At 69.4% G+C, this 25,799-nt stretch carries 24 protein-coding genes and 1 riboswitch; of the genes, 11 read left to right on the top strand and 13 right to left on the bottom strand.

Annotated features, from left to right (window positions below; translation table 11 throughout):
- Window positions 1-684 carry an alpha/beta hydrolase gene (locus tag WG898_RS09365; RefSeq protein WP_339602507.1) on the bottom strand — a complete coding sequence of 228 codons (684 nt, stop codon included), beginning with the start codon at window positions 682-684 and terminating at the stop codon, window positions 1-3.
- A 177-nt stretch (window positions 685-861) separates the two neighbouring features.
- Between WG898_RS09365 and WG898_RS09360 the strand changes: the two genes are divergently transcribed.
- Complete coding sequence (locus tag WG898_RS09360; RefSeq protein WP_339602506.1) at window positions 862-1,437, top strand: CAP domain-containing protein; 576 nt, start codon at window positions 862-864, stop codon at window positions 1,435-1,437.
- A gap of 21 nt (window positions 1,438-1,458) precedes the next feature.
- Here the strand turns inward: WG898_RS09360 and WG898_RS09355 are convergent, their stop codons facing one another.
- Window positions 1,459-2,274, bottom strand: coding sequence for a transporter substrate-binding domain-containing protein (locus tag WG898_RS09355; protein WP_339602505.1), 816 nt, complete (start codon window positions 2,272-2,274; stop codon window positions 1,459-1,461).
- A 182-nt stretch (window positions 2,275-2,456) separates the two neighbouring features.
- Between WG898_RS09355 and WG898_RS09350 the strand changes: the two genes are divergently transcribed.
- Window positions 2,457-2,834, top strand: coding sequence for a nuclear transport factor 2 family protein (locus WG898_RS09350; protein ID WP_339602504.1), 378 nt, complete (start codon window positions 2,457-2,459; stop codon window positions 2,832-2,834).
- A 156-nt stretch (window positions 2,835-2,990) separates the two neighbouring features.
- Window positions 2,991-3,482, top strand: coding sequence for a GNAT family N-acetyltransferase (locus WG898_RS09345; RefSeq protein WP_339602503.1), 492 nt, complete (start codon window positions 2,991-2,993; stop codon window positions 3,480-3,482).
- A gap of 201 nt (window positions 3,483-3,683) precedes the next feature.
- Here WG898_RS09345 and WG898_RS09340 read toward each other — a convergent pair whose 3' ends face one another.
- From WG898_RS09340 to thiC, 5 genes are read right to left on the bottom strand one after another with little or no spacing between them, the layout of a single operon-like run.
- Complete coding sequence (locus tag WG898_RS09340; protein ID WP_339602502.1) at window positions 3,684-5,225, bottom strand: PfkB family carbohydrate kinase; 1,542 nt, start codon at window positions 5,223-5,225, stop codon at window positions 3,684-3,686.
- On the bottom strand, window positions 5,222-6,019 hold the full coding sequence (locus WG898_RS09335) for a thiazole synthase (RefSeq protein ID WP_339602501.1): 798 nt from the start codon (window positions 6,017-6,019) through the stop codon (window positions 5,222-5,224). Before WG898_RS09335 ends, WG898_RS09340 begins: the two co-directional genes overlap by 4 nt.
- Window positions 6,020-6,026: 7 nt before the next feature.
- Entirely contained in the window at window positions 6,027-6,239 is a 213-nt protein-coding gene (thiS, locus tag WG898_RS09330) for a sulfur carrier protein ThiS (protein ID WP_339602500.1), read from the bottom strand.
- Window positions 6,236-7,294: an FAD-dependent oxidoreductase gene (locus WG898_RS09325; protein ID WP_339602499.1), complete on the bottom strand. Its 1,059-nt coding sequence runs from the start codon at window positions 7,292-7,294 to the stop codon at window positions 6,236-6,238. Before WG898_RS09325 ends, thiS begins: the two co-directional genes overlap by 4 nt.
- Before the next feature lies 1 nt (window position 7,295).
- Window positions 7,296-9,146, bottom strand: a complete 1,851-nt coding sequence (gene thiC, locus WG898_RS09320) for a phosphomethylpyrimidine synthase ThiC (RefSeq protein ID WP_339602498.1) — start codon at window positions 9,144-9,146, stop codon at window positions 7,296-7,298.
- Between the two features lie 101 nt (window positions 9,147-9,247).
- Window positions 9,248-9,375: riboswitch (TPP riboswitch) on the bottom strand.
- Window positions 9,376-9,493: 118 nt separating this feature from the next.
- Between thiC and WG898_RS09315 the strand changes: the two genes are divergently transcribed.
- Window positions 9,494-10,177 carry a TonB family protein gene (locus WG898_RS09315; RefSeq protein WP_339602497.1) on the top strand — a complete coding sequence of 228 codons (684 nt, stop codon included), beginning with the start codon at window positions 9,494-9,496 and terminating at the stop codon, window positions 10,175-10,177.
- Here WG898_RS09315 and WG898_RS09310 read toward each other — a convergent pair.
- Entirely contained in the window at window positions 10,146-11,108 is a 963-nt protein-coding gene (locus WG898_RS09310) for a LysR family transcriptional regulator (protein ID WP_339602496.1), read from the bottom strand. The genes WG898_RS09315 and WG898_RS09310 overlap by 32 nt on opposite strands.
- A gap of 140 nt (window positions 11,109-11,248) precedes the next feature.
- Between WG898_RS09310 and WG898_RS09305 the strand changes: the two genes are divergently transcribed.
- Genes WG898_RS09305 through WG898_RS09295 form a run of 3 tightly spaced genes read left to right on the top strand, consistent with a single transcriptional unit; the run spans window position 11,249 to window position 13,189 of the window.
- A complete protein-coding gene (locus WG898_RS09305) occupies window positions 11,249-11,881 on the top strand; it encodes an FMN-dependent NADH-azoreductase (protein WP_339602495.1) in 633 nt (210 codons plus the stop codon).
- Between the two features lie 48 nt (window positions 11,882-11,929).
- Window positions 11,930-12,286: a DoxX family protein gene (locus WG898_RS09300; protein WP_339602494.1), complete on the top strand. Its 357-nt coding sequence runs from the start codon at window positions 11,930-11,932 to the stop codon at window positions 12,284-12,286.
- Window positions 12,287-12,325: 39 nt separating this feature from the next.
- Complete coding sequence (locus WG898_RS09295) at window positions 12,326-13,189, top strand: pirin family protein (protein ID WP_339602493.1); 864 nt, start codon at window positions 12,326-12,328, stop codon at window positions 13,187-13,189.
- A gap of 70 nt (window positions 13,190-13,259) precedes the next feature.
- Here WG898_RS09295 and WG898_RS09290 read toward each other — a convergent pair whose 3' ends face one another.
- Complete coding sequence (locus WG898_RS09290) at window positions 13,260-13,643, bottom strand: hypothetical protein (RefSeq protein ID WP_339602492.1); 384 nt, start codon at window positions 13,641-13,643, stop codon at window positions 13,260-13,262.
- 210 nt (window positions 13,644-13,853) lie between these two features.
- Between WG898_RS09290 and WG898_RS09285 the strand changes: the two genes are divergently transcribed.
- Together WG898_RS09285 and WG898_RS09280 are read left to right on the top strand one after the other, a co-directional pair.
- The gene (locus WG898_RS09285; protein WP_339602491.1) at window positions 13,854-14,405 is read left to right on the top strand and encodes a hypothetical protein; all 552 of its coding nucleotides are present in this window, start codon (window positions 13,854-13,856) and stop codon (window positions 14,403-14,405) included.
- Window positions 14,402-16,423, top strand: a complete 2,022-nt coding sequence (locus WG898_RS09280) for a hypothetical protein (RefSeq protein ID WP_339602490.1) — start codon at window positions 14,402-14,404, stop codon at window positions 16,421-16,423. The genes WG898_RS09285 and WG898_RS09280 overlap by 4 nt, the downstream gene beginning before the upstream one ends.
- Here WG898_RS09280 and WG898_RS09275 read toward each other — a convergent pair.
- Complete coding sequence (locus tag WG898_RS09275) at window positions 16,401-17,306, bottom strand: pirin family protein (RefSeq protein WP_339602489.1); 906 nt, start codon at window positions 17,304-17,306, stop codon at window positions 16,401-16,403. The genes WG898_RS09280 and WG898_RS09275 overlap by 23 nt on opposite strands.
- Before the next feature lies 1 nt (window position 17,307).
- The gene (locus tag WG898_RS09270; RefSeq protein WP_339602488.1) at window positions 17,308-17,859 is read right to left on the bottom strand and encodes an NADPH-dependent FMN reductase; all 552 of its coding nucleotides are present in this window, start codon (window positions 17,857-17,859) and stop codon (window positions 17,308-17,310) included.
- A 96-nt stretch (window positions 17,860-17,955) separates the two neighbouring features.
- On the opposite strand from WG898_RS09270, the gene WG898_RS09265 reads away from it, so the two are divergent.
- Window positions 17,956-19,920, top strand: a complete 1,965-nt coding sequence (locus tag WG898_RS09265; protein ID WP_339602487.1) for a GspE/PulE family protein — start codon at window positions 17,956-17,958, stop codon at window positions 19,918-19,920.
- A gap of 4 nt (window positions 19,921-19,924) precedes the next feature.
- On the opposite strand, the gene cueR is transcribed toward WG898_RS09265, so the two are convergent.
- Together cueR and WG898_RS09255 are read right to left on the bottom strand one after the other, a co-directional pair.
- Window positions 19,925-20,335, bottom strand: a complete 411-nt coding sequence (gene cueR, locus WG898_RS09260) for a Cu(I)-responsive transcriptional regulator (RefSeq protein WP_339602486.1) — start codon at window positions 20,333-20,335, stop codon at window positions 19,925-19,927.
- Window positions 20,335-22,713 (bottom strand): heavy metal translocating P-type ATPase, encoded by a 2,379-nt coding sequence (locus WG898_RS09255; protein ID WP_339602485.1) that lies wholly within the window; start codon window positions 22,711-22,713, stop codon window positions 20,335-20,337. Before WG898_RS09255 ends, cueR begins: the two co-directional genes overlap by 1 nt.
- 138 nt (window positions 22,714-22,851) lie before the next feature.
- Between WG898_RS09255 and WG898_RS09250 the strand changes: the two genes are divergently transcribed.
- Entirely contained in the window at window positions 22,852-25,701 is a 2,850-nt protein-coding gene (locus tag WG898_RS09250) for a TonB-dependent receptor domain-containing protein (protein WP_339602484.1), read from the top strand.
- Window positions 25,702-25,799 lie beyond the last annotated feature (98 nt).

Raw genomic sequence — 25,799 nt, 5'->3', positions numbered from 1 at the left:
TCAGGCGAGCACGCGCAGCAGGAAGGCGTTCAGGTCTTCGATTTCCTGCTCGCAGACCTCGTGCTGCATCGCGTACTCATGCCACTCGGGCGCATGGCCCAGGCGCAGCAGCTCGTCGCGGCCGGCGGCGCCGCGCGCCATCGTCACCACCTCGTCCTGGCGGCCATGGGCCAGGAAGATCGGCGTGGCGGCATTGGCCGCATGGCGCTCGGCCGCGGTGTGGGCCAGGAGCGGCAGATAGCCCGACAGGCCGACGATGCCGGCCAGGCGATGCGGGTAGCGCAGCCCCGTCAGCAGCGCCATCGCGCAGCCCTGCGAGAAGCCCATCAGCACGATGCGCTCGGCGGCGATGCCGCGCGCGCGTTCACGGTCCAGCAGCGCGGCGATGGCGGCCTGCGAGGCGCGCAGGCCGGCCTCGTCCTCACGCCGCTCTATCTGCGTACCGAGGATGTCGTACCAGGCCGGCATGACGTAGCCGCCGTTCAGCGTGACGGGAATCGCTGGCGCATTCGGCAGCACGCAGCGCAGCCCGCCTATGGCCTGCAGGTCCAGGGCCTGGCAGACCGGCACGAAATCGCGCCCGTCGGCGCCCAGGCCGTGCAGCACGATCAGGCTGGCGCGCGGCGTGGCCTGGGTTTGCAGCTCGATGCAGTCGAGAAGAGCGGAAGAGGGCGAGGGATTCATGCGGCGGACTCCTGTGCAGCGGCATCCTACAGGCGAGACGGCCAGCCGGCGCCGCGCCGGCGAGTTGTGTGCCGGATGTGCCCGAGGTAAGCGGGTGTTGCCAAACGGATTTGGCGCCGTGCGCGCCGCCACAATCGCGCCTTTTCGACATGACATGGCGTGGAGGGTGTAAGGGGTATGAGCGATGTTCGTCAAACAAGCCAAGGGCGCGGCCGCGGCGGCGCGTATCTGCCGGCCTGCGCCCTGGCCCTGCTGCTGAGCGCCTGCGGCGGTGGCGGTGGCGACGCTGCTGCACCTGCACCTGCACCCGGCCCTGCGGTGGCCGATTGCGGCCTGCCCGACTTCCAGGCCGAACTGCTGCGGCTGGTGAACGAGCAGCGCGCGCGCGGCGGCCTATGCGGCAGCACGCGCTTTGCGCCCGCGCCGGCACTGCGTTGGAACACGCTGCTGGGCCAGGCGGCGGCGCGCCACGCCCTGGACATGGCGGCCCATGATCACTTCTCGCACACCGGCACCGATGGCAGCGATGCCGGCGCGCGCATCAGCGCCAGCGGCTATCGCTGGAGCCGCTGGGGCGAGAACATCGCCGCGGGCTATGACAGCAGTGCCGCGGTGGTGGCCGGCTGGATCGCCAGCGAGGGCCATTGCCGCAATCTGATGCAGGCCGAGTTCACCGAGATAGGCCTGGCCTGCGTGCGCAGCAACGCCGGCCAGTACCGCATCTGGTGGGCCCAGACGCTGGCCGCCCCCTGAGTCTTGAGGGCCGCAAGGCGCTCAGCCCGGCTGCAGCCAGAAGGCCTTGCGCTGCAAGGGCGTGGCCTCGGGCAGCAGTGGGTTCGAGAGCCTCAACACCAGGCGCTGCCCGATCTGGTGGCGTGCCAGCAGGGCGCTGTAATGGCGCTGGAAGAGCTTGTCCCAGCTGCCGTCGGCGAGGCATTCCTCCAGCCCCTGGCGCAGCTGCTCGGCGGCCTCGGCATGCCGGGGCGCGAGGAAATAGTAGGAGGCCGTCGGGTAGTACAGCATCACATGCGGCGCGATCACCAGGCCCGCGTCGGCATGCATGGCCAGCTCGGCGTCGATTTCCATGATGGAGCGCGGGAAATAGTCGATGCGGCCGCGCAGCAGCATGCGGAACAGGCCCTCGTAGGAGCTGGAGGTGCCGACGTTCAGGCCGTTGGCGCGCAGCACCTCGGCGTCGGGCCAGTCGTGCCCCTGGCCGGCCACCAGCGGCGCCAGCTCGGCGAGGCTGCGCAGCTGGCGCCAGAAGGGCGCGTCGGCCTGGCGTATCAGCATCAGGCGCCAGCCCAGCAGGCCACGGTCCACCGGGATGCGCACCGGGATCAGGCCCATCGCCTCGCGCTCGCGGTTGGTCATGGTCCACATCAGGTCGAGCGCGTTGCCGCCATGCGCCATCTCCACCATGGTGCGGCTTTGCGCCATCGTCAGAGGCAGCGCCTGCAGGCGGTAGGGCTTGCTGCCGCGGCCCAGCGCGAGCTGCAGCAGCTCGACCATATAGGCCTGCTGCGGGTCCGGCATCTTGTTGTGGCGCGGATAGTGCAGCGCCAATTCGGGCTCGGCGGCGCGGGCCATGGTTGGCGCGAACAGCAGCGCCGCCCCGCTGTGAAGACAGCGGCGGCGTTTCGGGTCTGGCGGGAGTGGCACAGCCGCTACCTTAGCGCATCCGCGCAGTGCCGCTCGCCCGAGTTGTGAGCTGTAAGCTGTATGTAATTACAGTAGACTGCCGGCCATGCGCAGCCAAGCAAGGAGCAAGCATGCCGCCTGACGCCAGAACCCTCGCCACCCGCTTCTGGGAGACCGCCAACGCCACCGACTGGACGAGCTTTGCCGCGCTGCTGAGTCCCGACATGGTCTACGAGGTGCCGCAAACGCGCGAACGCGTGCGTGGGCGCGACGATATGGTGGAGTTCTTTCGCACCTGGCCGGGCGAGTGGCGGGTCGAGCTGCTGCAGCTGATCGCCGATGACAAATCGGCGGTGACGGTGTTCGATTTCGTCTCGCCCGGCGCGCCGAGCATGCGCGGCATGACCTTCTTCGCCGTGGCCGAGGGGCTGATCACCCGCCTCACCGACTACTGGCCCGAGGACTATGAGCCGCCGGCGCGTGCCAGCGCGGTGGTGCGGCGTTACTGAACGAAGCCAGGCGCGGCCGGGCACGCCACAATCGCGCCGGGAGGAACCCATGCAAGAAGCCGTGAGCCTGCTGGCCCTGAGCCGTGAGAACTTCGAAGACACCTGCGAGCCGCCCCTGCCGCGCGGGCAGCAGGACATGCTGGCGGTGCCGGTGCTGTGAGCGCGTTCGAGCTGCTGCCCGCCGGGGCCGAGGACCTGCCGCGCATCGAGCGCCTGATGCAGTTCTACAACTACGACCTGAGCGAGTGGTGCGAGCTTGAGGTCGGTGACGGCGGCCTCTACAACATACGCTCCAAGGCGGCCTATTGGGCGCAGCCCGGGGTGCGGCCCTATCTGCTGCGGGTGCGGGGCGAACTGGCTGGTTTCGCGGTGGTGGACGATGAGGTGCTGGATCCGGCGGCCCAATTCAATATGGGCTACTTCTTCATCGCGCGGCGCTACCGTGGCCGTGGGCTGGGCCTGCCGGTCGTGCAGGAGCTGCTGCGCCGCCATCCGGGGCGCTGGGAGCTTTATCACTACGACAGCAATGTGCCCGCCGGCAGGTTCTGGCGCAAGGTGCTGGGCCAGTCTGCCTGCGCCGGCCTGGAACTGCGTTCGGTGCTAATGGATGACATGCCCGCGCAGCTGTATCGTTTCAGCACCGCTTGATGGTGCGCGCCCTGGGCGGTGGCCCGCGGGGCTGCCATCGGCACATGGCCGCCTGTTGCCGGTTGGTGTGTGCCAAGCGTCGCCGGGGGCGTGGTTCCGCTCGTGCCTGGGCCTCTGGCACAGGCACGAGCGGAATAGGGTCCCATGCGGGCGAGGCGCAGGCGCCCTTGTCGCGCCGGAAACGGACATGGAATTCCGGCGTCAGCCGGGCGCCTGCGCCAGCTCCAGCCCGCGCACCAGGCATACCGCGGCCGGTCCGGCGGCCTGGGCGGCTTGCAGGCGCTCGCGGGTGGTGATGCCGCCTATGGCCACCACCGGCCGCCCGGCCATGCGCACCCACCAGGCCAGGTTGTCCAGGCCTTGCGGCTGCCAGGGCATGTGCTTGGTGCTGGTGGCCCAGATCGGGCCGCAGGCGATGTAGTGTGGCGCCAGGCCGCGCGCGCGCGCCAGCTCCCAAAGGCTGTGGCTGGAAATACCCAGGCGCACATCGGGCTGCAGCAGGCGTGCGCGCGCCGCTGCGGGCAGGGCGGCCCAGTCCTGCTGGCCCAGGTGCAGGGCGCACGCACCGCAGGCCAGGGCCAGCTCCCAATGGTCGTTGATCCACACCTCTTGACTGGCTTGCAGCGCCTTGGCGATGGCGGCGGGCAGCGGGGTGGCGTCGGCGTCCTTGATGCGCAGCTGGATGTGGGCGAAGCGGCCGCCGGCGGCCAGTTCGGCGACACGGCCTGCATCGTCGGTGATGGCGTAGAGCCCGGGCTGGAAGTCGGTGGGCGGCAGGGCGCCGCGCAAGACCTGGCCCCAGCGGGCTGGCGCGAATTCTTCGCCGAAGCCCATCACCGGCATGGCGCCTGGGTCCTTGATGAAGCCAGGGCCGGGGCGCACCGGGCCGGCGCCCGCGCCGGCGGCGTAGCCATCGCGCACGGCGGTCCAGGCCAGCATCTTCGCCAGCAGCACCGCGTCGGGCAGCGCATGGCCACGCGCCAGCCCCGCGGCGGCCGCGCTGGCAAAGCAGCAGCCGCTGCCATGATGGTGGGTCGAGGGCAGGCGCGGCAGCGCCAGCCAACCGTCGGCCAGCTCGCTCGCGAGCCAATCGAGGGCCAGGTCTTGCGCGGCCGGGTCGGGGCTGTCGCCGCCGGTGATACACACCGCCTGCGCGCCCAGCTCCCGCAGGGCCTGGGCCAGCTGCGGCACCGAGTGAGAACGCGGCGGCACGCCAGCCAGGCGCTCGGCCTCGCGGTGGTTGGGCGTGACGAGGGTGGCGCGCGGCAGCAGCAGCTCGCGATAGGCGGCGATCAGGGCGGCATCCGCAAACGCGGCGCCACCGGCCGTGGCGGCCAGCACCGGGTCCACCACCAGCGCCACGCTGCCATCGCGGCGCAAGTCATCCACGCAGCGCGCCACCGCCTGCACCGCAGCCACGCTGGCCAGCAGGCCGGTCTTGATGACGCGCGGGCGCAGGTCAATCGCCAGTGCGTCGAGTTGGCTTTGCAGCTGCGCGGGCGGCAGCGCATGCACGGCCACGACGCCGCGTGAATGCTGGGCCGTGACGGCGGCCACCACCGGGCACAGATGCACGCCCAGGGCGGCGGCGGCGCGCTGGTCGGCGCTCAGGCCGGCGCCACCGCCGCTGTCGGTGCCGGCGATGGACCAGATGATGGGCAGGGTCGGGTCTTGCGCCCAGGCACCATGCCAATCAACCGCGCTGGCCCAGGGCGAGGGCAGGCAGGGGTGGGGCGCTTTCATGACAGCAAGAAGGCGTGGCCGCCGACGGGCGTGCTGGGCACGGCGAAGTCCTGCGCCGGCATCAGCCCGGCGAGAAAGGCCTGGCGGCCGGCGCGCACCGCGTCGCGGAAGGCGCTGGCCATGCGCACCGGGTCGCGCGCCTGGGCCACCGCCGAATTCAGCAGCACCGCGTCGTAACCCAGCTCCATGGCCTGGGCCGCATGCGAGGGCGCGCCCAGCCCGGCGTCGACGATCAGTACGGCCTCCGGCAGGCGCTCGCGCAGCGTGCGCAGGGCCCAGGGGTTGAGTAAACCCTGACCCGAGCCGATCGGCGCGCCCCAGGGCATCAGCACGGCGCAGCCGGCGTCCAGCAGGCGGCGGCACAGCACCAGATCGTCGGTGCAATAGGGCAGCACGGTGAAGCCGAGCTTCACCAGTTCGCCAGCGGCGGCCAGCAACTCGAAGGGGTCGGGCTGCAGGGTGTGCTCGTCGCCCGTGACCTCCAGCTTGATCCAGTCCGTGCCATAGAGCTCGCGCGCCATGCAGGCCAGCTGCACCGCCTCGCCGGCGCTGCGGCAGCCGGCGGTGTTGGGCAGCAGGCGCGCGCCCTGGGCGCGTGCGGCGGCCAGCGCCATTGCGACAAAGCCGTTGTCGCCCGCGGTCTCTGCCATGCTGCGTTTCAGGCCCACGGTGAGCAGCTGGGTGTCCGACGCCTTTACCGCCTCGGCCAGCAGCTGCGGATTGGGGTAGCCCGCTGAGCCGAGCAGGAAGCGGCTGGACAGCGGGACTCCAGAGATTTCGAATTTGTCGATCATGGTCGATTCATCCACCAACAATGGGTTTGAAGAGCAAGACCTTGTCACCGTCTTGAAGCAGGGTGCCAGGTCTTGCATCACGCGCCACGAACTGGCCGTTCAACGCGGTGGCCACGCTGTGCGGCTCGTGCGCCAGTTCATTCAGCAGCTCAGCCAGGCTGCTGCCGGCCGGCAGCTCAAGAGCCTGTTCGTCCATCAAGACCTCGATCTTGCTGTTCATGTCAGCCTCGCCAATTGGGTTTGCGTCAGCAGGCGCTGCACCAGGGCCGGCGCCAGCAGCCAGCCATGGCGGAACAGGCCGTTGAGCTGGATCAGGCCGGGCGCGCTATGCGCATGCGGGCGGTGGTGGGGCAGGGCGGGGCGCAGATTGCGATCCAGCCGCGTGATGCGGGCCTCGCCCAGCTGGGGCATCAGGCTGTGGGCCGCGGCCATCAGCTCCACCGCGCTTTGCAGGCTGACGGGCGAGCGGTCCTCGCTCTCGATCTCGCTGGCGCCGATCAGCAACTCGTCTGCGCTGCGCGGCACCAGGTAGACGCAATGGCGTGGGTGCATCAGGCGCAGCGGTCGGCGCAGGCCGTGGCCGGCCAGTTGCAGCGCCACCACCTCGCCGCGCACGCCGCGCAGCGGCAGGGCGGCGCGGGCGCCGAGGCCGCGCGTGTCGATGGACCAGTCGGCCTTGACTCGGCTGCCATCGCCAAGCGTGATCCGGCCGGCCTGCACCTCCGCCACCGGGCACTGCCAATGCCACTGCACACCATGCGCCGAGGCGTGCAGCGCCTGCATGGCTTGCAGCGGATTGATCAGCCCCTCGCCCGGCAGCAGCCAGGCCTGCGGGCCGGCCAGCAGCGCGGGCTCCAGCTCGCGCAGCTGGGCGGCGCTGAGCGGCTGTGCCGCCGGGAAATCACCATGGGCGGCATGCTGCTGCAGGCGCTGCAGCACGCGCGCCGCGGCGCCCTGGTCGGGTCGGTGCGCCAGCAGCAGGCTGCCCTCGGTCTGCAGGCTAACGGGCTGATGCAGCGCCGCGACGATGGCGGGCCACAGGCGCAGCGAGTCGAAGCCCAACGCCGCCACCTCGGCCTCGGCACGGTCCAGCTCGGCCAGCGGGCTGAGCATGCCGGCGGCGGTGAAAGCGGCCGCACCCTGGCCGTCAAAGGCCGGCGCGGGGCCGGGTCCGGCGTCCCAGACCTGCACCGCATGGCCGGCCCGGCTCAAGGCCCAGGCAAACAGGCGGCCGGCCAGGCCGGCGCCGGCGATTGCGATCGTTTCTTTCGCCATCTCAGGCCTTCGCGATCGGGATATACAACTCGCCGCCCTGCGCCTTGAACTCGGCGCTTTTTGCCGCCATGCCCTCGGCGTACTCGCGCACATCCTGGGTGATCTTCATCGAGCAGAACTTGGGCCCGCACATGGAGCAGAAATGCGCCACCTTGGCGCTGTCCTTGGGCAAGGTCTCGTCGTGGAATTCGCGCGCGGTCTCGGGGTCGAGGCCAAGGTTGAATTGATCGCTCCAGCGGAACTCGAAGCGCGCCTTGCTGAGTGCGTCGTCGCGGGCGCGCGCGCCCGGGTGGCCCTTGGCGATGTCGGCCGCATGGGCGGCGATCTTGTAGGCCATCAGGCCGGCTTTCACATCGTCGCGATTGGGCAGGCCCAGGTGTTCCTTGGGCGTGACATAGCAGAGCATGGCGCAGCCGAACCAACCGATCATGGCCGCGCCTATGCCGCTGGTGATGTGGTCGTAACCGGGTGCGATGTCGGTGGTGAGCGGTCCCAGGGTGTAGAAGGGTGCCTCATCGCAGTGTTTCAGCTGCTCGGTCATATTGGCCTGGATCATGTGCATGGGCACATGGCCGGGGCCCTCGATCATGGTCTGCACATCGTGCTGCCAGGCGATTTTTGTGAGCTCGCCCAGCGTGCGCAGCTCGGCGAACTGGGCCTCGTCATTGGCGTCGGCCAGCGAGCCCGGGCGCAGCCCATCGCCCAGCGAGAAGCTGACGTCGTAGGCCTTCATGATTTCGCAAATCTCTTCGAAATGCGTGTAGAGAAAATTCTCCTGGTGGTGGGCGATGCACCACTTGGCGAGGATGGAGCCGCCGCGCGAGACGATGCCGGTGCGGCGCTTCACCGTCATCGGCACAAAGGGCAGGCGCAGGCCGGCATGGATGGTGAAGTAGTCCACCCCCTGCTCGGCCTGCTCGATCAGCGTATCCCTGAACAAGTTCCAGCTGAGATCCTCTGCCACCCCGCCTACCTTCTCAAGTGCCTGGTAGATAGGCACGGTGCCGATCGGCACCGGGCTGTTGCGGATGATCCAGTCGCGCGTGGTGTGGATATTGCGGCCGGTGCTGAGGTCCATCACCGTGTCGGCACCCCAGCGCGTGCTCCACACCAGCTTTTCAACCTCTTCCTCGATGCTCGAGGTGACCGCCGAGTTGCCGATATTGGCATTCACCTTGACGAGGAAGTTGCGGCCTATCGCCATCGGCTCCAGCTCGGGGTGGTTGATATTGGCCGGGATGATGGCGCGGCCGCGCGCCACCTCGTCGCGCACGAACTCGGGCGTGATCTGCGCCGGGATGCTGGCGCCAAAGGCGTTGCCGGCCAGGCGCGCCTCGCGCTCGGCATCAAGCTGGTATTCCTGCATCCATGCGTGGCGCTGGTTCTCGCGGATCGCCACAAACTCCATCTCGGGCGTGACGATGCCGCGGCGCGCATAGTGCAGCTGGGTCACGTTGGCGCCGGGCTTGGCGCGGCGCGGCTGGCGCTGCAGGCCGGCGCTGAGGGCCTGCAGCTTGAGCTGCTGTTCCTGATCGCGCAGGCCGTCGTCGATCAGCTGGATGCGCCGGCCCTCATAGGCCTCGGTATCGCCACGCGCTGCCACCCAGGCGGCGCGCGGCGCGGGCAGGCCGCGGTGCACGTCGATGGGCGCCACGGCGTCGGTGTAGGGGCCGGAGGCGTCGTAGACGGTGACGACCTCGCCGTTGGTGAGCGCGATCGCGCGCATCGGCACGCGCAGCTCGGGGTGCAGCTTGCCGCTCAGGTATTGCTTGCTGGAGCCGGGCAGGGGCTCGCGGGTCAACTCGATGCTGCCGCCGAGGCCTTCCAGGCCTGGCTCGGTCACGCTGTTCATAGGGCTCGTCCTCCGGTCTTGGCTGAGAAGACTCCGGAGACAGAACAGGAGGCGGGACGGACGGGCGCGCGGGGCGGCCTGAGGCCCGCGCGGCGGTGGCGGGCATGCAGACAAGCTCTTCTTACGCCGGTACGAGCCGGATCAAGTTCAGCGGGTCCGTGGCTTCCACCACATCTCAGCCCGGCGCGACGCGATTGCGACGCACGGCAGGGCTCCCCGGAGCGAGGCGTGAGTATAGGCGGCAAGCGTGAAAACTCTGACGCTGCTGCGGGCAAACCCCTGGCCGGGCCGGCCGGGGGCGCTGCGTACACTCCCCACGCTCACTCCGCCGCGAACAACGCTCAACGATGAACCGCTTCTCGCCCACCACCAGCCTGTGCCGCCTGGCGCTGGCCATCGGCCTAGGCGTGCTGGCGCTGGGCGCTGGCGCCCAGCAGCTGGGCGACCTGGAAAAGAAGTCGGCGCTCAGCGATGCCGAGCGTGCCAAGCGCGACGCCGACAAGGTGTTCCAGTGGATCAAGTTCAACGCCGACAAGGCGCCCGCCAAGCCCGCCGCGCCTGCACCGGCGCCGGCCAAGCCGGTGGCCAAGGCCGCGCCGCGGCATGAGGCGCCGGCGCCCAGCCGTAAGGTCGAGGAAGCGCAGACCCAGCCCGAGCCTGCCCTGGCCAGCGCCGCCAGCAGCAGCCCCGCGCCCGAGCCGGTGCAACTGGCCGCCGCGAGCCCGACGCTGAATCCGCCGCCGCCCGCCGCCATTGCGCCGGCGCCCGAGCCCGAAACCGAGGTAGCGCTGCAACTGGTCAGCAAGGTCGAGCCCGAGATCCCGCGCCAGCTGCTCAGCAGCGTGCGCAGCGGCCTGGTGGTGGTGAAGTTCACCGTCGAGCCGAATGGCGCGGTGAGCGGGGCCGAGGCCACCAAGAGCTCGCATCGCAAGCTTGCGGTGGCGGCCATCGATGCCGTCAACCAGTGGCGCTTTGCGCCCATTCCCAAGGCCCGCGAGGTCAGCGTGGAGATTGGCTTTCAGGCGGAGTAGGGCTTGAACTGGCCGGGCAGCTTGAGAGAGCGTCGCTCATCGCCTCGATGAAGAGGCGGGTGCGCAAGGGCATCAGACGGCGCTCGGGGAATACCGCCCAGCAGGCGTGCGGCGGCAGGCACCAGCCGGGCAGCACGCGCAGCAGTTCGCCGCGTTCCACAAAAGGCTGCGCGAAATGCTCGCCCACCGCGGTGATGCCCAGGCCCGCGCAGGCCATGCGCAAGAGCATGTCGGGCGCATTCACCAGGGTGCGCTGAGCGGGGGTTCCCTGCCAGCGCTGCGCTTGTTCCCCTTGGCCGCCTTCTGCACGCATCAGGGTCCAGGGCAGGGGCTCGCCGGTTCGACCGAGGATCATCAGACCCTGCATGCTGGTCAGCGCTTCGGGCAGCTGTGGTTCGCCATGCCGGCGCAGGTAGTCGGGCGCCGCGTACAGGCCGACGTCGATCTGCGCCAGTCGGCGCGCCGCGAGCTGCGAATCTTCCGGCAGGCTGCCCATGCGCACCGCCAGGTCGAAGCCCTCGGCGATCAGGTCGACGCGGCGGGGTGAGAGGTCCAGCTCCAACTGCACCTCGGGGTAGTCCAGCACATAGCGGCACAGCATGCCGCTCAGCGCCTGGTTGGCAAAGTCCCCCGGCATCGAGACGCGCAGCCGCCCGGTGGGGCGCTGCTGGCGGTGCAGGGCCAGGGCCAGGGCGCCATCCACCTCGGCGGCCAGCACGCGGGCGTGTTCCAGCACGCCCTGGCCGAATTCGGTCAGCGCCAGCCGGCGCGTGCTGCGCTGCAATAGCTTCTCGCCCAGGCGCTGCTCCAGCGCGGCGATGCGGCGCGACACGGTGGACTTGGGCAAGTGCACCCGCTCGGCCGCGCGGCTGAAGCTGCCGGCCTCCATCACGCGGGCAAACAGCAGCAGATCGTCGGCGTCCAGGCTCATGGGTGTGGTTGATTGTTCCGCAGGCGGAACGATCATATCCATTCTGAGGTCTTCTGTAGCTTTGATGCGATCAATACAGTTCATCCCATGGTCTTTCAGTTCAAGACCCGATCAACCAGGCAAACCAACGGAGCCCCCAGATGAACATTCTGCAAATCAATTCCAGCGCCCGCCGTGTTCAAGAAGACGGTCAGGGTTCGTTTTCCACCCGCCTGGCCAAGGAGTTGGTGCAGGGCCTGAGCCAGGCACGCAGCGACGCCCGTGTCGAGGTGCTGGACCTGGGCCTGCAGCCGCATCCGGCACTCGACGAAGCCGCCCTGCAGGCCCTTTTCACCCCGGCCGAGCAGCGCAGCCCGGTGCAGGCCGAGCGCGCCGCGCTGGACATGGCCCTGATCGACCAGCTGCGCGCCGCCGACGTGCTGGTGCTGGCCGTGCCCATGATCAACTTCGGCGTGCCCACCCAGCTGAAGAACTGGATCGACGCGGTGGCCAAGGCCGGCGTGACCTTCCGCTACACCGCGAACGGCCCGGAAGGCCTGCTCAAGGGCAAGAAGGTCTATGCCGTGCTGACCCGCGGCGGCATCTACCGCGAGCAGCCCAGCGACACCATGGTGCCCTATCTGCGCACCGTGCTGGGCTTCCTGGGCATGAGCGAGGTCGAGTTCATCTACGCCGAGGGCCTGGCCATGGGCCCCGATGCCTTGGCCGCCGGACTCGCCAGCGCCCGCGAGCAGATCGCCTCCTTGACGGGTGCCGACCTGGCGCTGGCCTAAGCAAATACCTACCCACCCTTCGACCGACCTCCTGAGCCTCGAAACACCATGAAAATCGACCGATCTCTCGTCCTGCGCCGCCTGTCGCTGGTGCTGCTGGCCCTGCCGCTGCTGGCGGCGGGCAGTGCCAAACTGGCCGGCGTGCCTCAGCTGCATGCCAGCTTTGCCCTCTTGGGCCTGCCGGTCTGGTTCGGCTACTTCATCGGCGCGGCCGAGGTAGCCGGCGCCATCGGCCTGTTCATCCGGCCGCTGCGCGCCTGGGCGGCAGCCGGTCTGGCGGTGATCATGGCCGGCGCCATCTACTTCCATGTCCTGCACACGCCATTGGCGCAGGGCCTGCCCGCCTTGGTGTTGCTGCTGCTCAGCCTCCTGGTGATGCGGCAGGCACGCCCCGATGCGATGTAGGGCGACACCCAAACCCGATCTCAGAGGATGATTGTCATCATGACTGCGAACCCCAAGCTGCAACAAGCACGCGCCGTCGAGCGCCTGATCGCCGGCCAGCCCACCAGTGATGGCGCCGGCGTCAAACTCACCCGCGTGCTGACGCAGAACCTGCAGCGCCGCCTCGATCCCTATCTGATGCTCGACGCCTTCGGCTCGGACCAGGCCGACGACTACATCGCCGGCTTCCCCGACCATCCGCACCGCGGCTTCGAGACCATCACCTATATGCTGGAAGGCCGCATGCGCCACCGCGACTCGGCCGGTCACGAGGGCCTGCTGAGCAGCGGCGGCGTGCAGTGGATGACGGCCGGGCGCGGCGTGATCCATTCGGAGCTGCCCGAGCAGGAAGAGGGCCGCATGGAGGGCTTCCAGCTCTGGCTGAATCTGCCGGCCAGGGACAAGATGCGCGCGCCCTGGTACCGCGACATTCCCGCGGCCGAGATCCCCGAATGGCATGGCGAGGGTGCGAGCGTACGCGTGATCGCCGGCGCCAGCCGCGGCGTGCAGGGGGCGGTGCAGCGCGAGGGCACCGAGCCGCTCTACCTGGACCTGCATCTTGAGCCGGGGGTCAGGTTTGAACAGGCACTACCGGAAACGCACAACGCCTTCATCTATGTCTACCGCGGCGGCGTGCAGTTCGCCTCCGGCTGCAGCGTGCCGGCGCAGCGTATGGCCATCCTGGCCAATAGCGCGGGCAGCGACGGCGTGGCCTTCAGCGCCGGCGAGGCGGGTGCGCGCCTGCTGCTGATCGCCGGCAAGCCGCTCAAGGAGCCGATCGCGCAGTACGGCCCCTTCGTGATGAACACCGAGGCTGAACTGATGCAGGCGGTGCGGGATTTCCAGGGCGGCAGGCTGGCGTGAGGCAGGGCTGGCTCGGAACATGGGTCTTGACGGGGCGCCGGTGTCTCCCGGGCCATGCAGCCCCTGCCCTTCACCGGGCCGAACTGAACGTCGACGCGTGCTTGGAATGTGCCGCCCTGGGCTTGCCGTTCTCGCCCAGGGAGAAGGTGATGGTGTGGCCCCTGATGGTGCTGTAGCTGGCGGTCTGGCCGTCTTGGTCCAGCGTCAGGTTCTTCCAGGGCTGATCGGGCGCCGATTGCCTCTGCAGGCGACCCTCGGGCGAGATGCGGAAGTGATGCAGGGTGTTCTCGTGTGCGGTCTCGAATCGCCAGGGGGAACCATCCACCAACTGGTGCGCGAGGCTGAGCCGGCTGATGGCGGCGGCCGGGCTGGCAGCGGCGTCGTCTTCGGCATACGCGGGTGGCAGGCTGCAAGCCATCATGGCGATCAGTGCAAACGCGGTTGTCTTGTTCATGCTGGCCGGTGCGGAGTGAGGGGATTGAGCGCAGGGCAGCGCGATAATAGCGAAGCCGCCTGGCAATTCCGCACTCGGAAACAGCGCCTCAAGAACAGCTGCCCTGAGGCTTTGACGCTTGTCAGTGAAACCGGGCGAACGGCCAAGTTAGGGATGGTTGTCGCGGCGGCAGCTGCTTAGGGTCAGGCCTTGCCTTCAGGAGCCTCTTCCATGCAGCCGATGCCCATCCCGCGCGCCCGCTGGCTCGCACCCGCCCTGCTCACCCTGGCGCTTGGCCAGGGTGCCGCCATCGCCGCCACCATCAACAGCGTCTTCACGCCGCTGGGCGGCAACAGCTGGACGGCTGATTTCACCGTGCTGGGCGATGGCACGCCGGCCAGCCTGTCCGGCTTCACCGTGTTCTTCGCCGAGACCGACTTCAGCAATCTGCAAGTGCTGGGATCGCCCGCCAGCTGGGACAGCCTGGTGGCACAGCCGGATACCGGCATCCCGGCGGCCGGCTTCTTCGACAGCGTGATGCTGAACCGCGCGCTGGGCCTGGGCGCGGGACAGTCGCAGGGCGGCTTTGTCGTCAAGTTCGATTACCTGGGCGCCACGGCGCCGGGCAGCCTGCATTACGAGATCACCGACGAGAACTTCCAGCTGCTGGCCAGCGGCCAGACCACGCTGGTGCCCGAGCCCGCCGGCTGGGCGCAGCTGTGCGGCGGCCTGGGCCTGCTGGGCCTGCTGATGCGCCGGCGCGGCGCCGGGAGCCGCTCATGAGCGCCGCTATCTTGATGCGACGCTGCCTGCAGGGCCTCATCATCTGCAGCGCTGCACTGCTGCTGGCCGCCTGCGGAGGCGGCGGAGAGAGTCAAGACCTGACCCTGACGAAGCCGCAGGCCACGCAGGCGCGCATCCAGTCGGTGGCGGCCGCCAGCGCCACGGTGGTCTCGCTCACCAAGGTCGGCGAGACGCGCGTGGGGCGCACGCTCTACGACTATGTCTTCAAGATCACGGTGCTGAATGGCGCCCAGGCGCAGAAGGCGCTGACTGCCAAGCTGGTGGGCAGTGGTGCCGGCACCACCGTTCTCGATGGCGATGTCAACGTCGGCGATATCGCCGCGCATGCCAGCGTCACGCCGGCCGACACCATCACCTTGCGACAGGACCGGCTGCTGCCCTTGCTGCCGGCGCAACTGCTGTGGCAGTTCGCGGCCGCGCCGCCGGCGGCCGCGCCGGCCAGCATCGCGCTGGAGCTGAGCCAGCTGGTTGCGGGCGCAGGCACGGCGGTGGCGATCATGCCGACCGTGCTTGACACCGATGGCAAGGCCATGAACCCCCTGCCGCCGATCAACTACCAGGTGCTGCGCCCGGCCGAGGGCGCGGAGGGGGCGACGCCCGCGGTGGCCGGCGCGCAGCTGCAGAGCGCTGCCGACACGCGCGGCGGCTTCACCCTGGTGGCCACGGTGGATGGCACGGCCATCAGCGCGCAGCAGCCCTTCACGGTGATCGCGCCGACCCCGGTGTCCAAAAACTCCGGCCTGTACGCCAATTTGTCGGCGGCGCAGGGCAATATGGCGCGCCAGCTGCAACTGCTGAAGGCTGCGCTGGACCGCGGCGACAACAGCGGCGCGGCCGCGGCCAAGGACGCCATTACGGCGGCGGCGGCCAGCGTGGATCCGGTGCGGCTGCACTTCAGCACGCCCTACCAGCCCGCCAGCGGTTTCGTGCCGCTGCCGGCCAAGCTGGCGGCCAATGGCTATGCGCAGACGCCCGGCGATCTGGCCCATGGCGCCGCCAGCGCGCAGCTCAGGGCCAAGCTGCAGCAGATCACCGCGCTCCTGAAGCAGTCGGGCGGAAGCGATGCCGCCAATACCGCGCTGCTGGACCAGTACCGCGGCGAGTTGCAGACCTTGGCCGCCCAGCTGGCCGGCGCGCAGCCCAGCTTGTACGGGCTGGTCGACAAGGCCGACCTGATCCAAGGCCTGATCGCCACCGAGATGCCCGCCCTGCTCAAGGCCATGGCCGAGCGCACCAATGCCCAGCTGGCGCCGCAGGCCCTGCTGGGCGCGGTGCCCAGCGCCAAGGCGCTGAGCCTGGATCGCCTGCTGGGCAAGCCCGGCGCGCTGCAGGCCTGGCCCAGCGCCGCCGGCCAGGCGAAGCCACAGTTCCTGCTGGGCGGCATGTTGAACGCCCTGGGGCCGATCGGCCAGCTGGTCAACAAGATCTATGGCGACTACCTGAACCAGTTGCAGAACATGACGGCCATCCTGGCGGCCAAGGGCCTGCTGGACAAATTCCTGCCCGGCACCGCCTTCATCGATGGCATCCATTCGGGTGCTGCCGTGCTGGGCCCCTATGCCTATAACTACCCCGACAGCAGCATCGAGGTGAGCGGCATGGACCTGGCGGTGGCGCAGGCGGCCGATGTCTACCTGATCGGTGGCGCGGCCATCAATGCGCTGGGCGGCCTGGCGAGCGCCCTGCCGCCACCCAAGCCGGCCAGCATCAAGGAGGTCTATGACTATTTCGATGGCCTGATCTCGGCCATCAACGCGGTCGGCGAGGCCTATGACCTGGCGCACCAGCAGCCCGCCCAGGTGGCCTACAACAGCTTCAGCGAGAACTCCGGCTGCCTCGCCACCTTCTCGGACTTCTGCATGGAGTTCCAGTACCCGAACGGCTTCAAGAACGTCTCGGGCGGCAATGTCAGCTTCACCGTGCTGATACTGATACGTGCCGGCGGGGCGCGCCCGCAGCACGGCTCGGGCGTGTTCAATTTCGCGCCGGGGACTTGAGTTTGAGGCCCGACGCATCGGGGGCGAGCAGGCGCTCGCCCTCATAGCCCTGCACCACGCCAAAGCCGCTGCCGGCGTTCCAGTCGGCGGCGAAGCGCTGTATCTCCGCGCCGCTGCGGCCGACGAAGTTCCACCACAGCAGCACCGGTTCCTCGAAGGGCGTGCCGCCCAGCAGCAGCGCTCGCGCGGGCGCCGCACTGCCGAGTTGCAGGCGATGCGCGCCGGGGGCCAGGTAGAGCAGCTGGCCGGGGCTCAGCGTGATGGCTTCGCCATGCTCCAGGCCGATCTGCAGCTCACCCTCCAGCGCCATCAGGCCATGCTCGTAGCCCGGCGTCAGCAGCAGCTCGGTGCTGGCCGGCGCCTGGCAGCGCAGGTCCATGCCCAGCAGGGGGCTGTGGCTGGGCACGGGCGACTGCGCAGCGCCGTAGCGGCCCAGCAGCAGGGTGGTGTCGAAGCCGCTCAGGGCGAGCTGCGGCAGCAGCGGGAAATGCTCGAAGGCGGGCGCGCAAAAGCGCTGCGCGTCCGGCAGCGCGATCCACAGCTGCGCCAGCTGCAGGCGGCCCGACTGCGATTCCTCCGAATGCGCGATGCCGCGGCCGGCCGTCATCAGATTCACCTGGCCGGGGCGCAGCATCTGCACCGTGCCCAGCGAATCGCGGTGCAGCACCTCGCCCTCGATCAGCCAGGAAAAGGTCTGCAGGCCGGTGTGCGGATGCGGGCCCACGCGCATCGGCTGGTCGGCGGGCAGCTCGGCCGGCCCGGCGTGGTCGAGAAAGCACCAGGCGCCCACCATGCGGCGGCGCGCGGTGGGCAGGGCGCGGCGTATCGTCAACCCGCCGACGGCGCCCAAATGCGCCGGCAGCAGTTCGAACTTGTTGCTCATCTCAGGGCCTCCGAATTTGAGCGGCAAAGCCGGCCAGAAAGTCGCGCAGCTGCTGCTTGAGCGCCTCGTCGAGCAGCTCGCCCTGCGCATCGAACAAGGTATTCGCCTTGGACACCATCAGCCGGCCGCCGAACCAGCAGCTGCAGCCGAAGGCGCGCAGCACGCTCAGGATCGCGTCCTGGCCCTGCACCGTGCCGAAGCCGCCCGGCGTGGCGCCCAGCACCGCCACCGGTTTGCCGAAGAAGGTCTTGCGCCCTTCGGCCGGCGGACGCGAGAGCCAGTCGAGCCCGTTCTTGAGCACGCCGGGGATGGAGTTGTTGTACTCGGGCGTGGCGATGATGAGGCCATCGGCGGCCTGGATGTCGGCGCGCAATGCGCTCACCGCTGCCGGCACGCCCTGGGCTTCCACATCGCCGTCGTAGAGCGGGATGCCGTGCAGGGTGCGCAGCTCGATGTCCACCTCTTGCGGGGCCAGGCCGATGGCGGCGCGCAGCAGGGCGGTGTTGAAGGAAGCCTGGCGCAGGCTGCCGGAGAGGGCGATCAAGCGGGTCATGTCGGCACCTGTGGATGGATGGCCGATTGTGGCCGAGCGGCCACGTTCTGACGCAGATCAAGCGCCGCGCCGGCGCGCCGGGCTTAGCCTGTGCACATGAGCGAGCCGCACCACTACGAACACGACACCATACCCGCGGCCCTGGACGCGCTGAGCGGGCCGGCCATCGAGCTGGGCGTGCCGCCGGTGGAGGCGGACCTGGATGGCGTCTGGGCGGCGCTGCAGCGCCAGCCCGAACACCATGCCGCGCATCTGGGCCAGGCCCTGGTGGCGGCCGGCATGCTGACCGCCAGCCAGCTGGAAATGGCGCTGCGCCACCAGCGCGCGCAGGAGCTGCATGTGCCGCTGGGCGAGCTGGTGGTGCAGCTGGGGCTGCTCAGCCCAGCCCAGCTACGCATCGCCCTGGCCAGCTGGCTGGACGTGCCCACCGTCGATCTGGCCCGCCTCAAGCCCGAACCGGCCGCGCTGGCGCGGGTGCCGCGCGCGCTCGCGCAGCGCGAGGGCGTGCTGCCGCTGATGGTGCGCGAGGAGGTGCTGGTGGTGGTGGTCTCCGACCCCTGGGACCAGCGGCTGCTGGAGTACCTGCGCTTCGCCTGCGAGCTGCGCGTGCGGCCGGTGCTGGCGGCGGCGGGCACGCTGCCGCAGGCCATCGCCAGCGCCTACCAGCTGTCGAGCGGCGACACCGCCAATGGCGCCAATGCCGGTACTGGCGCGATGCAGATGGCCACGGTGCGCGAGCTCGCCCAGGAGCTGAGCCAGGCCGACCCCGGCAGCGCCGAGGCCGATGCCGAGGTGGTGTCGGAGTCAGACAACGCGCTGGTGCGCCTGGTCAATCGCCTGCTGGCCGACGCCATCGAGCTGCGCGCCTCCGACATCCATGTGGAGACCTTCGAGGCGCCCAAGCCGGTGCGCATCCGCTTGCGCGTGGACGGCGATCTGATCCGCTATCTGGAGCTGCCGGCGCGGGTGCGTTACGCCCTGGTGGCGCGGCTCAAGATCATGGCCAACCTCGACATCTCCGAGCACCGCCGGCCGCAGGACGGCAAGATCGACTTCGCGCGTTTCGGCGGCACGGCGCTGGAGCTGCGCATGGTCACCGTGCCCACCAACAGCGGCCTGGAGGATGTGGTGCTGCGCCTGCTGGGTGGCATGAAGCCGCTGCCGCTGGACGCGATCGGCCTGTCCGAGACCAATCTGGCGGGCCTGCGCCGCATGATGAGCAAGCCCTATGGCCTGCTGCTGATCTGCGGCCCCACCGGCTGCGGCAAGACCACCACCCTGCACTCGGTGATGCGCGAGCTCAACGAGGACAAGCGCAAGATCTGGACCGCCGAGGACCCGATCGAGATCAGCCAGGACGGGCTGCGCCAGGTGCAGGTGAACGCGCGCATAGGCTGGACCTTTGCGGCCGCCATGCGCACCTTTCTGCGCGCCGACCCCGACGTCATCATGATCGGCGAGATGCGCGACGAGGAGACCGCGCGCATCGCGGTGGAGGCCTCGCTGACCGGCCATCTGGTGATGTCGACCCTGCACACCAACTCGGCGCCCGAGAGCGTGACGCGGCTGCTGGAGATCGGCCTGGACCCCTTCATGTTCTCCGACTCGCTGCTGGCGGTGCTGGCGCAACGCCTGGTGCGGCGGCTGTGCCTGGACTGCCGCATCGTCGAGCCGCTCGATGAGCGTGCGGCGCGCTCGCTGCTGCGCCTGTATCAGCAAAGCGGCGGTGGCGCGGCCGAGGCCATCAACGAGGAGGAGTTGCTCGCCGGATGGCAGCGGCGCTTCGGCGTTGATGTCGGCAGCGGCGGCGGCCTGCGCCAGTACCGGCGTCATGGCTGCGATGCCTGCGGCGGCACCGGCTACCACGGACGCCTGGGCATCCACGAGCTGGTGATTGCCGACGAGTCGCTGCGCGAACTGATACGGCGCCGCGCCCCGGCCGCCGAGATGTTCGTCAGCGCGCAGCGCAGCGGCATGCGCACCCTGCGCCAGGACGGCATCGAGAAACTGCTGGCCGGCCTGACCGACCTGCCCGAGGTGCTGGCCGCCACCAGCCAATGAGTGATCAGCCGGCGCTGGCGGCGAGATCGTCCAGGATGGGGCAGTCGGGGCGTTCGTCGCCATGGCAGCAACTGATCAGCTGCGCCAGCGTCTGCTTCATCGCCTGCATCTCGGCCAGGCGGCGCTCCAGGTCGGCGATATGCGCCAGCGCGATGCGCTTGACGTCGCCACTGGCGCGGCGGCGGTTCTGCCAGAGCTTGAGCAGCTCGCCGATCTCGGCGATCGAGAAGCCCAGGTCGCGCGCCCGGCGTATGAAGCGCAGCGTATGCACCTCGCGCTCGGAATAGAGCCGGTAGCCGGCCTCGGTACGCGCCACCTTGGGCAGCATGCCCAGCGACTCGTAGTGCCGGATCATCTTGGCAGAGACGCCGCTGCGCGTGGCCGCCTCGCCGATATTGCACATCTCTTGCTCCATCACGGTCTCCAGCGCTTGAGCAGCAGGGCATTGCTGACCACCGACACGCTCGAAAAAGCCATCGCCGCGCCGGCAATCACCGGGTTCAGATAACCCAGCGCGGCCAGGGGAATGCCCACCACGTTGTAGGCAAAGGCCCAGAACAGGTTCTGGTGGATTTTGCGCACGCTGCGGCGCGAGAGCGAGATCGCCTGCGCCACCAGGGCCGGGTCGCCGCGCATCAGGGTCACGCCGGCCGCCTGCATCGCCACCTCGGTGCCGGTGGCCATCGCGAAGCCCACATCGGCCGCGGCCAGCGCCGGCGCGTCGTTGATGCCGTCGCCCACCATGCCGACATGGCCCTGCCGCTTCAGCTCTCCGACGATGCGGGCCTTGTCCTCGGGCAGCACCTCGGCGCGCACCTCGTCCAGCCCGAGCATCTTGCCCACGGCCTCCGCGCTGCCGCGGTTGTCGCCGCTGAGCATGACGCTGCGCACGCCCAGCGCGCGCAGGCTGGCCAGCGCCGCGGCCGCGCTCGGCTTGAGCCGGTCGCCAAAGGCCAGCAGGGCCAGCAGGCGTGGCTGGCTGCCGCCCTCGGCCAGCCACGAGACCGTGCGGCCCTGCGCCTGCAGGGCGGTGGCCTCGGCCTGCATGGCGCCCAGATCCACGCCCAGCTCCTGCATATAGCGGGTGCTGCCGAGTTGCAACTCCCGCGGGGGCAGGTCTTGCGCGGGAAGCTGGGCCGCCACGCCGCGGCCGGCCACGGCGCGCAGGCCCTGCACCGCCGGCACATCCAGGCCGCGCTGGGCGGCGGCCTGGCGCACTGCCAGCGCGAGCGGATGCTCGCTGCCCGCCTGCAGGGCAGCGGCCAGGCCCAGGGTCTGGCCCTCGTCCAGGCCGGCGGCGCTGTGGAAGGCCAGCAACTCGGGCTTGCCCAGGGTCAGCGTGCCGGTCTTGTCGAAGGCCACCACCTCCAGCTTGGCGGCGAGTTCCAGCGCCTCGGCGTCCTTGATGAGGATGCCATGGCGGGCCGCCACCCCGGTGCCGGCCATGATGGCGGTGGGCGTGGCCAGGCCCAGCGCGCAGGGGCAGGCGATCACCAGCACCGCCACCGCGTTCAGCAGCGCCTGCGTCCAGTCACCGCGCAGGAAACCCCAGCCCAGCAGGGTGACGAGGGCGGCAAGCAGCACCGCAGGCACGAACCAGGCGCTGACCTGGTCGACCATGCGCTGGATCGGCGCCTTCTTGGCCTGCGCCGATTCCACCAGCCGCACGATGCGCGCCAGCGTGGATTCGGCGCCCAGCGCGGTGGTGCGCAGCGCGAGCAGCCCCTCGCCGTTGACGGAGCCTCCCACCACCCGGGCACCCGCCTCCTTGGCCACCGGCAGGCTCTCGCCGGTGATGAGCGATTCGTCCACCTGGCTGGCGCCGGACAGCACCAGGCCGTCGACCGGGATGCGCTCGCCGGGGCGCACGATCACCTCGTCGCCCAGCAGCAGCTGGGCCATGGGCAGTTCCAGCTCGACGCCGGCGCGGCGCACGCGCGCGGTTTCGGGGCGCAGCGCCTTGAGGGCGCGTATCGCCGCGCTGGTCTGCCGCTTGGCGCGCGCCTCCAGCCATTTGCCCAGCAGCACCAGGGTGATCACGACCGCGGCGGATTCGAAGTACAGCGACATGCTGTAAGCGCCCTCGCGCAGCAGCTCGTAGACCGAGAGCCCGAAGGCGGCACTGGTGCCCAGTGCCACCAGCAGGTCCATATTGCCGCTGCCGGCGCGCAGCGCGGCCCAGCCGGCCCGGTAGAAGCGCGCGCCCAGCCAGAACTGCACCGGCAGGCTCAAGCCCAGCTGCAGCCAGCCATTGATCATCCAATGGCGGCCGGCCAGCATCGCCAGCATGGGCAAGACCAGCGGCGCCGACAGCAGGGCGGCGATCAGCACCGGCCAGGCGCTGTGCTGCCAGTCCACCGGGCGTGGCGCATCGGCGCCGCTGGCCTCGCCGGCGGCGGCCTGGTAGCCGGCCTGCTGCACGGCGGCCAGCAGCGCGGCCGGGTCCACATTGGCGAGCATGCCGACGCTGGCGTGCTCCAGCGCCAGATTGACGCTCACCCGCAGCACGCCGGGCACTTTCAGCAGCGCCTTCTCCACCCGGCCGACGCAGGAGGCGCAAGTCATGCCGCCGATCTGCAACGTCAGCTCGCGCTCGGCGACGGCATAGCCGGCGCGCGCCAGCGTGGCCGCCATATCCGGCAAGGCGGCGTTGCCGCTGACGCTGACGCTTTCGGTGCTGAGGTTGACCTCGGCGGCCTGCACGCCGGGCAAGGCCAGCAGGGCCTTCTCCACGCGTTTGACGCAGGAGGCGCAGCTCATGCCGGTGATGGGGAGGATGAGGGTGGAGAACATGAGCACAGTCTGATGCTTGACATGGTGTCAATGTCAAGCCGTGGCCATGCAAAGGGCTTTCCCTAGCTGGCTTTCGTGTAAATGTGCTCACAATATATTAGAAGAATACCTAACGCACACAACCAAGAGGAGACAAGCATGTTCAAGACCAACCCGATCGCCCTGGCCGCCTGGCTGGCCCTGGCGGCTGGCGCACCCGCGCTGGCACAGTCATCACAACAAGCCACGCTGGAACGCGTGGAAGTAACCGGTTCGTCGATCAAGCGCATTGCCAGCGAGGGGGCGCTGCCGGTGCAGACGCTGACGCGCGGCGACATCGAGCGCAGCGGCGCCACGAGCGCCGAGGAGCTGATCCAGGGCCTGCCCTCGATGCAGGGGTTTCAGACCTCCTCGGCCTCGGTCAACGGCGATGGCCCCGGCGGCGTGCAGAACGCCTCGCTGCATTCGATCGGCGCGAGCTACACCCTGGTGCTGCTCAACGGGCGGCGGCTGGCTTCCTACAGCGCCGGCTCGGCGGTGAACCTGTCCAGCATTCCGCTATCGGCGGTGGAGCGGGTGGAGGTGCTCACCGACGGCGCGTCCGCGCTCTACGGCTCCGATGCGGTGGCCGGCGTGGTGAACTTCATCCTGCGCAAGAACCAGACCGACTTCAGCGTCAGCGCCAGCATCAACAGCCCGCAGAAGAAGGGTGGGCGCTCCGGCAGCTTTGCGCTGTCCAAGGGCTTTGGCGATCTGGAGAAGGACGGCTTCAATGTGTTGCTGTCCTATGCACGCGATGAGCAGAAGGAGCTCAATGCGGCCGACCGGGATTTCGGCAAGTCGGGCATCGTGCCCTTCACGCATGAGGGCAAGGCCTACTCGCTGTACGAGTCGGCGCGCAACACCACGCCGGCCTCGGTGACGCTGGGCCTGAAGACGCCGGTCACCGGCCCCAACAATGCCTCGGTCAGCGCCATCACCTTCTCGCCCAACTACCTCAAGGACGGCAAGTGCGCGAGCAACACGGTGCTGACCACGGTCTTGCTCGACAAGGCCTGCCAGTTCGACTATGCCTCGACCGTGCAGCTGGTGCCGATCAGCAAGCGCGACAGCCTGTTCCTGTCGGGCAACTGGCGCATCGGCAAGGACACGAATCTCTTCATGGAGGGCGTGGCCTCCAAGTTCTCGCTGAAGGAGCGCCACGCGCCGGTGGCGCAGGCGATCGGCCTGAACCTGGCCGACCCGCTGTACGCGAGCTATGTCGCGCCCTATCTGGCGCAGTTCGGCATCGACCCGGTCAATGTCAACAAGGCCACCACCAACAACCGTTTTGTCGACGCCGGTGGCCGCAGCGACCTGTTCGAGACCCAGGCACGCCACCTGGCCGTGGGTATCGAGGGCGTGCTGCGGGACTTCGACTACACGCTCTCCTACGTGCACTCGACCAGCACCCAGGACACGATGTACGACGGCGGCTATATGCGCAAGAGCTGCTACAACGACCTGCTGGCCGCCGGCAAGTACAACCCCTTTGCCGCCTCGGGCGGCAACACCGCGCTGCTCGCGCCCTGCGTGCTGAAGGAATGGAACCAGACCATTGCCACCAAGCTGGACATCGTCAGCGCGCGCGCCTCGGGCGAGCTGTTCAAGGCACCGGGCGGCGCCGCCATGCTGGGCGCCGGCCTGGACTACACCAAGCAGGGCTACGACTACACGCCCTCGGCGCTGGCCATGGGCCCTAACAGCCTGCACAGCGGCACCGATGCCGTGTTCGGCCGCGGCACCGGCGCGCTGCCGGTGGGCGCCAACCGCAAGAACTGGGGCGCGTTTGCCGAGCTGATGGTGCCGCTGCATAAGACCCTGGAGGCCTCGGCGGCGCTGCGCTATGACGACTACACCGCCGTCCGCAACCGCTTCGTGTTCGACCTCGACGGCAAGCTCCAGGCGCCGGCCACGCAGGGCAACGCCAGCAGCAAGGCGACCTACAAGCTGGCGATGCGCTACCGGCCGATCGACGCATTGATGGTGCGCGCCTCCTACGGCACCGGCTTCAAGGTGCCCAATATGGACCTGATCACGCAGGCCATCTCCGGCGGCAGCAATACCAGCGGCAGCTACCCCTGCCCGGTCAAGGCACCGGATCCGCGCGCGGTCAACTGCGAGGGCACGACACAGTACGACCTGCTCAGCGGCGGCAACCCGCTGACCGGCGCCAACGGCCTCAAGCCCGAAGAGTCCAGGAACATGACGCTGGGTCTGCGCGTGGAGCCCACGCGCGAGCTGACCGCCGGCCTGGACTACTGGTCGGTCAAGATGAAGAACCAGATCGTCGGCCTGCCCGAGTCGGCCCCCTTCACCAATCCGGCCGCCTATGACAACCTGATCCGTACCGTCTATGACGCGGCGCGCGGCTCGGACAAGCTGGCGGTGCTGCTGCCCAACTTCAACCTGGGCAGGTCGACCTATAGCGGCATCGATTGGGACGCCAGCCTGCACACCACCACCGCGCTGGGGCGCCTGACGGTGGGCTGGTCGGGCACCTATATGCTGAAGGCCGAGAGTGACGACGGCACCGGCAAGATCGAGGTCAGCCTGGGCCGCTTCGATGCCTATAACAGCGCGGTGTCACGCGTCATCCAGCGCGTCACGGCGAACCTGCAGACCGGCGGCATGTTCAGCCATACGCTGGCCTGGAACTGGCGCTCGGGCTACCACGATGCGGTGCAGGACGCCGGTGATGGCAAGGTGCGCAGCGTCAACGCCGACGGCAGCCTCGGTGCCTACGCCAGCATCGTGCGCGATGTGCAGGCCTACTCGACCTTCGACTGGCAGACCCGCGCCAATGTCGCCAAGGGCATCACCGTCACGCTGGGCATCAAGAACCTGCTCGACGAGGCGCCGCCGCTGTCGATCCGCACCTCCGGTGGTGGCAACCAGATCGGCTATGACGGCCGCTATGCCAGCCCGCTGGGCCGGCAGTTCTATCTGAGCGGCAGCTTCAGCTACTGATCCTCATCCCCTGCTCCTGGGGCTGGGCCGCCTTGCATGCTGCGAGGCGGCCCTTTTTTTGACCTCGCCGGCTTGACCTTGCCATCATGGCAGGCTCT

Origin of the sequence: Paucibacter soli (assembly GCF_037482845.1) — a bacterium.
Classification (GTDB): Bacteria; Pseudomonadota; Gammaproteobacteria; order Burkholderiales; family Burkholderiaceae_C; genus Paucibacter_B; species Paucibacter_B soli.
The sequence above is the reverse complement of the archived record's forward strand: the minus strand, read 5'-3'. Positions and strand labels throughout refer to the sequence as shown.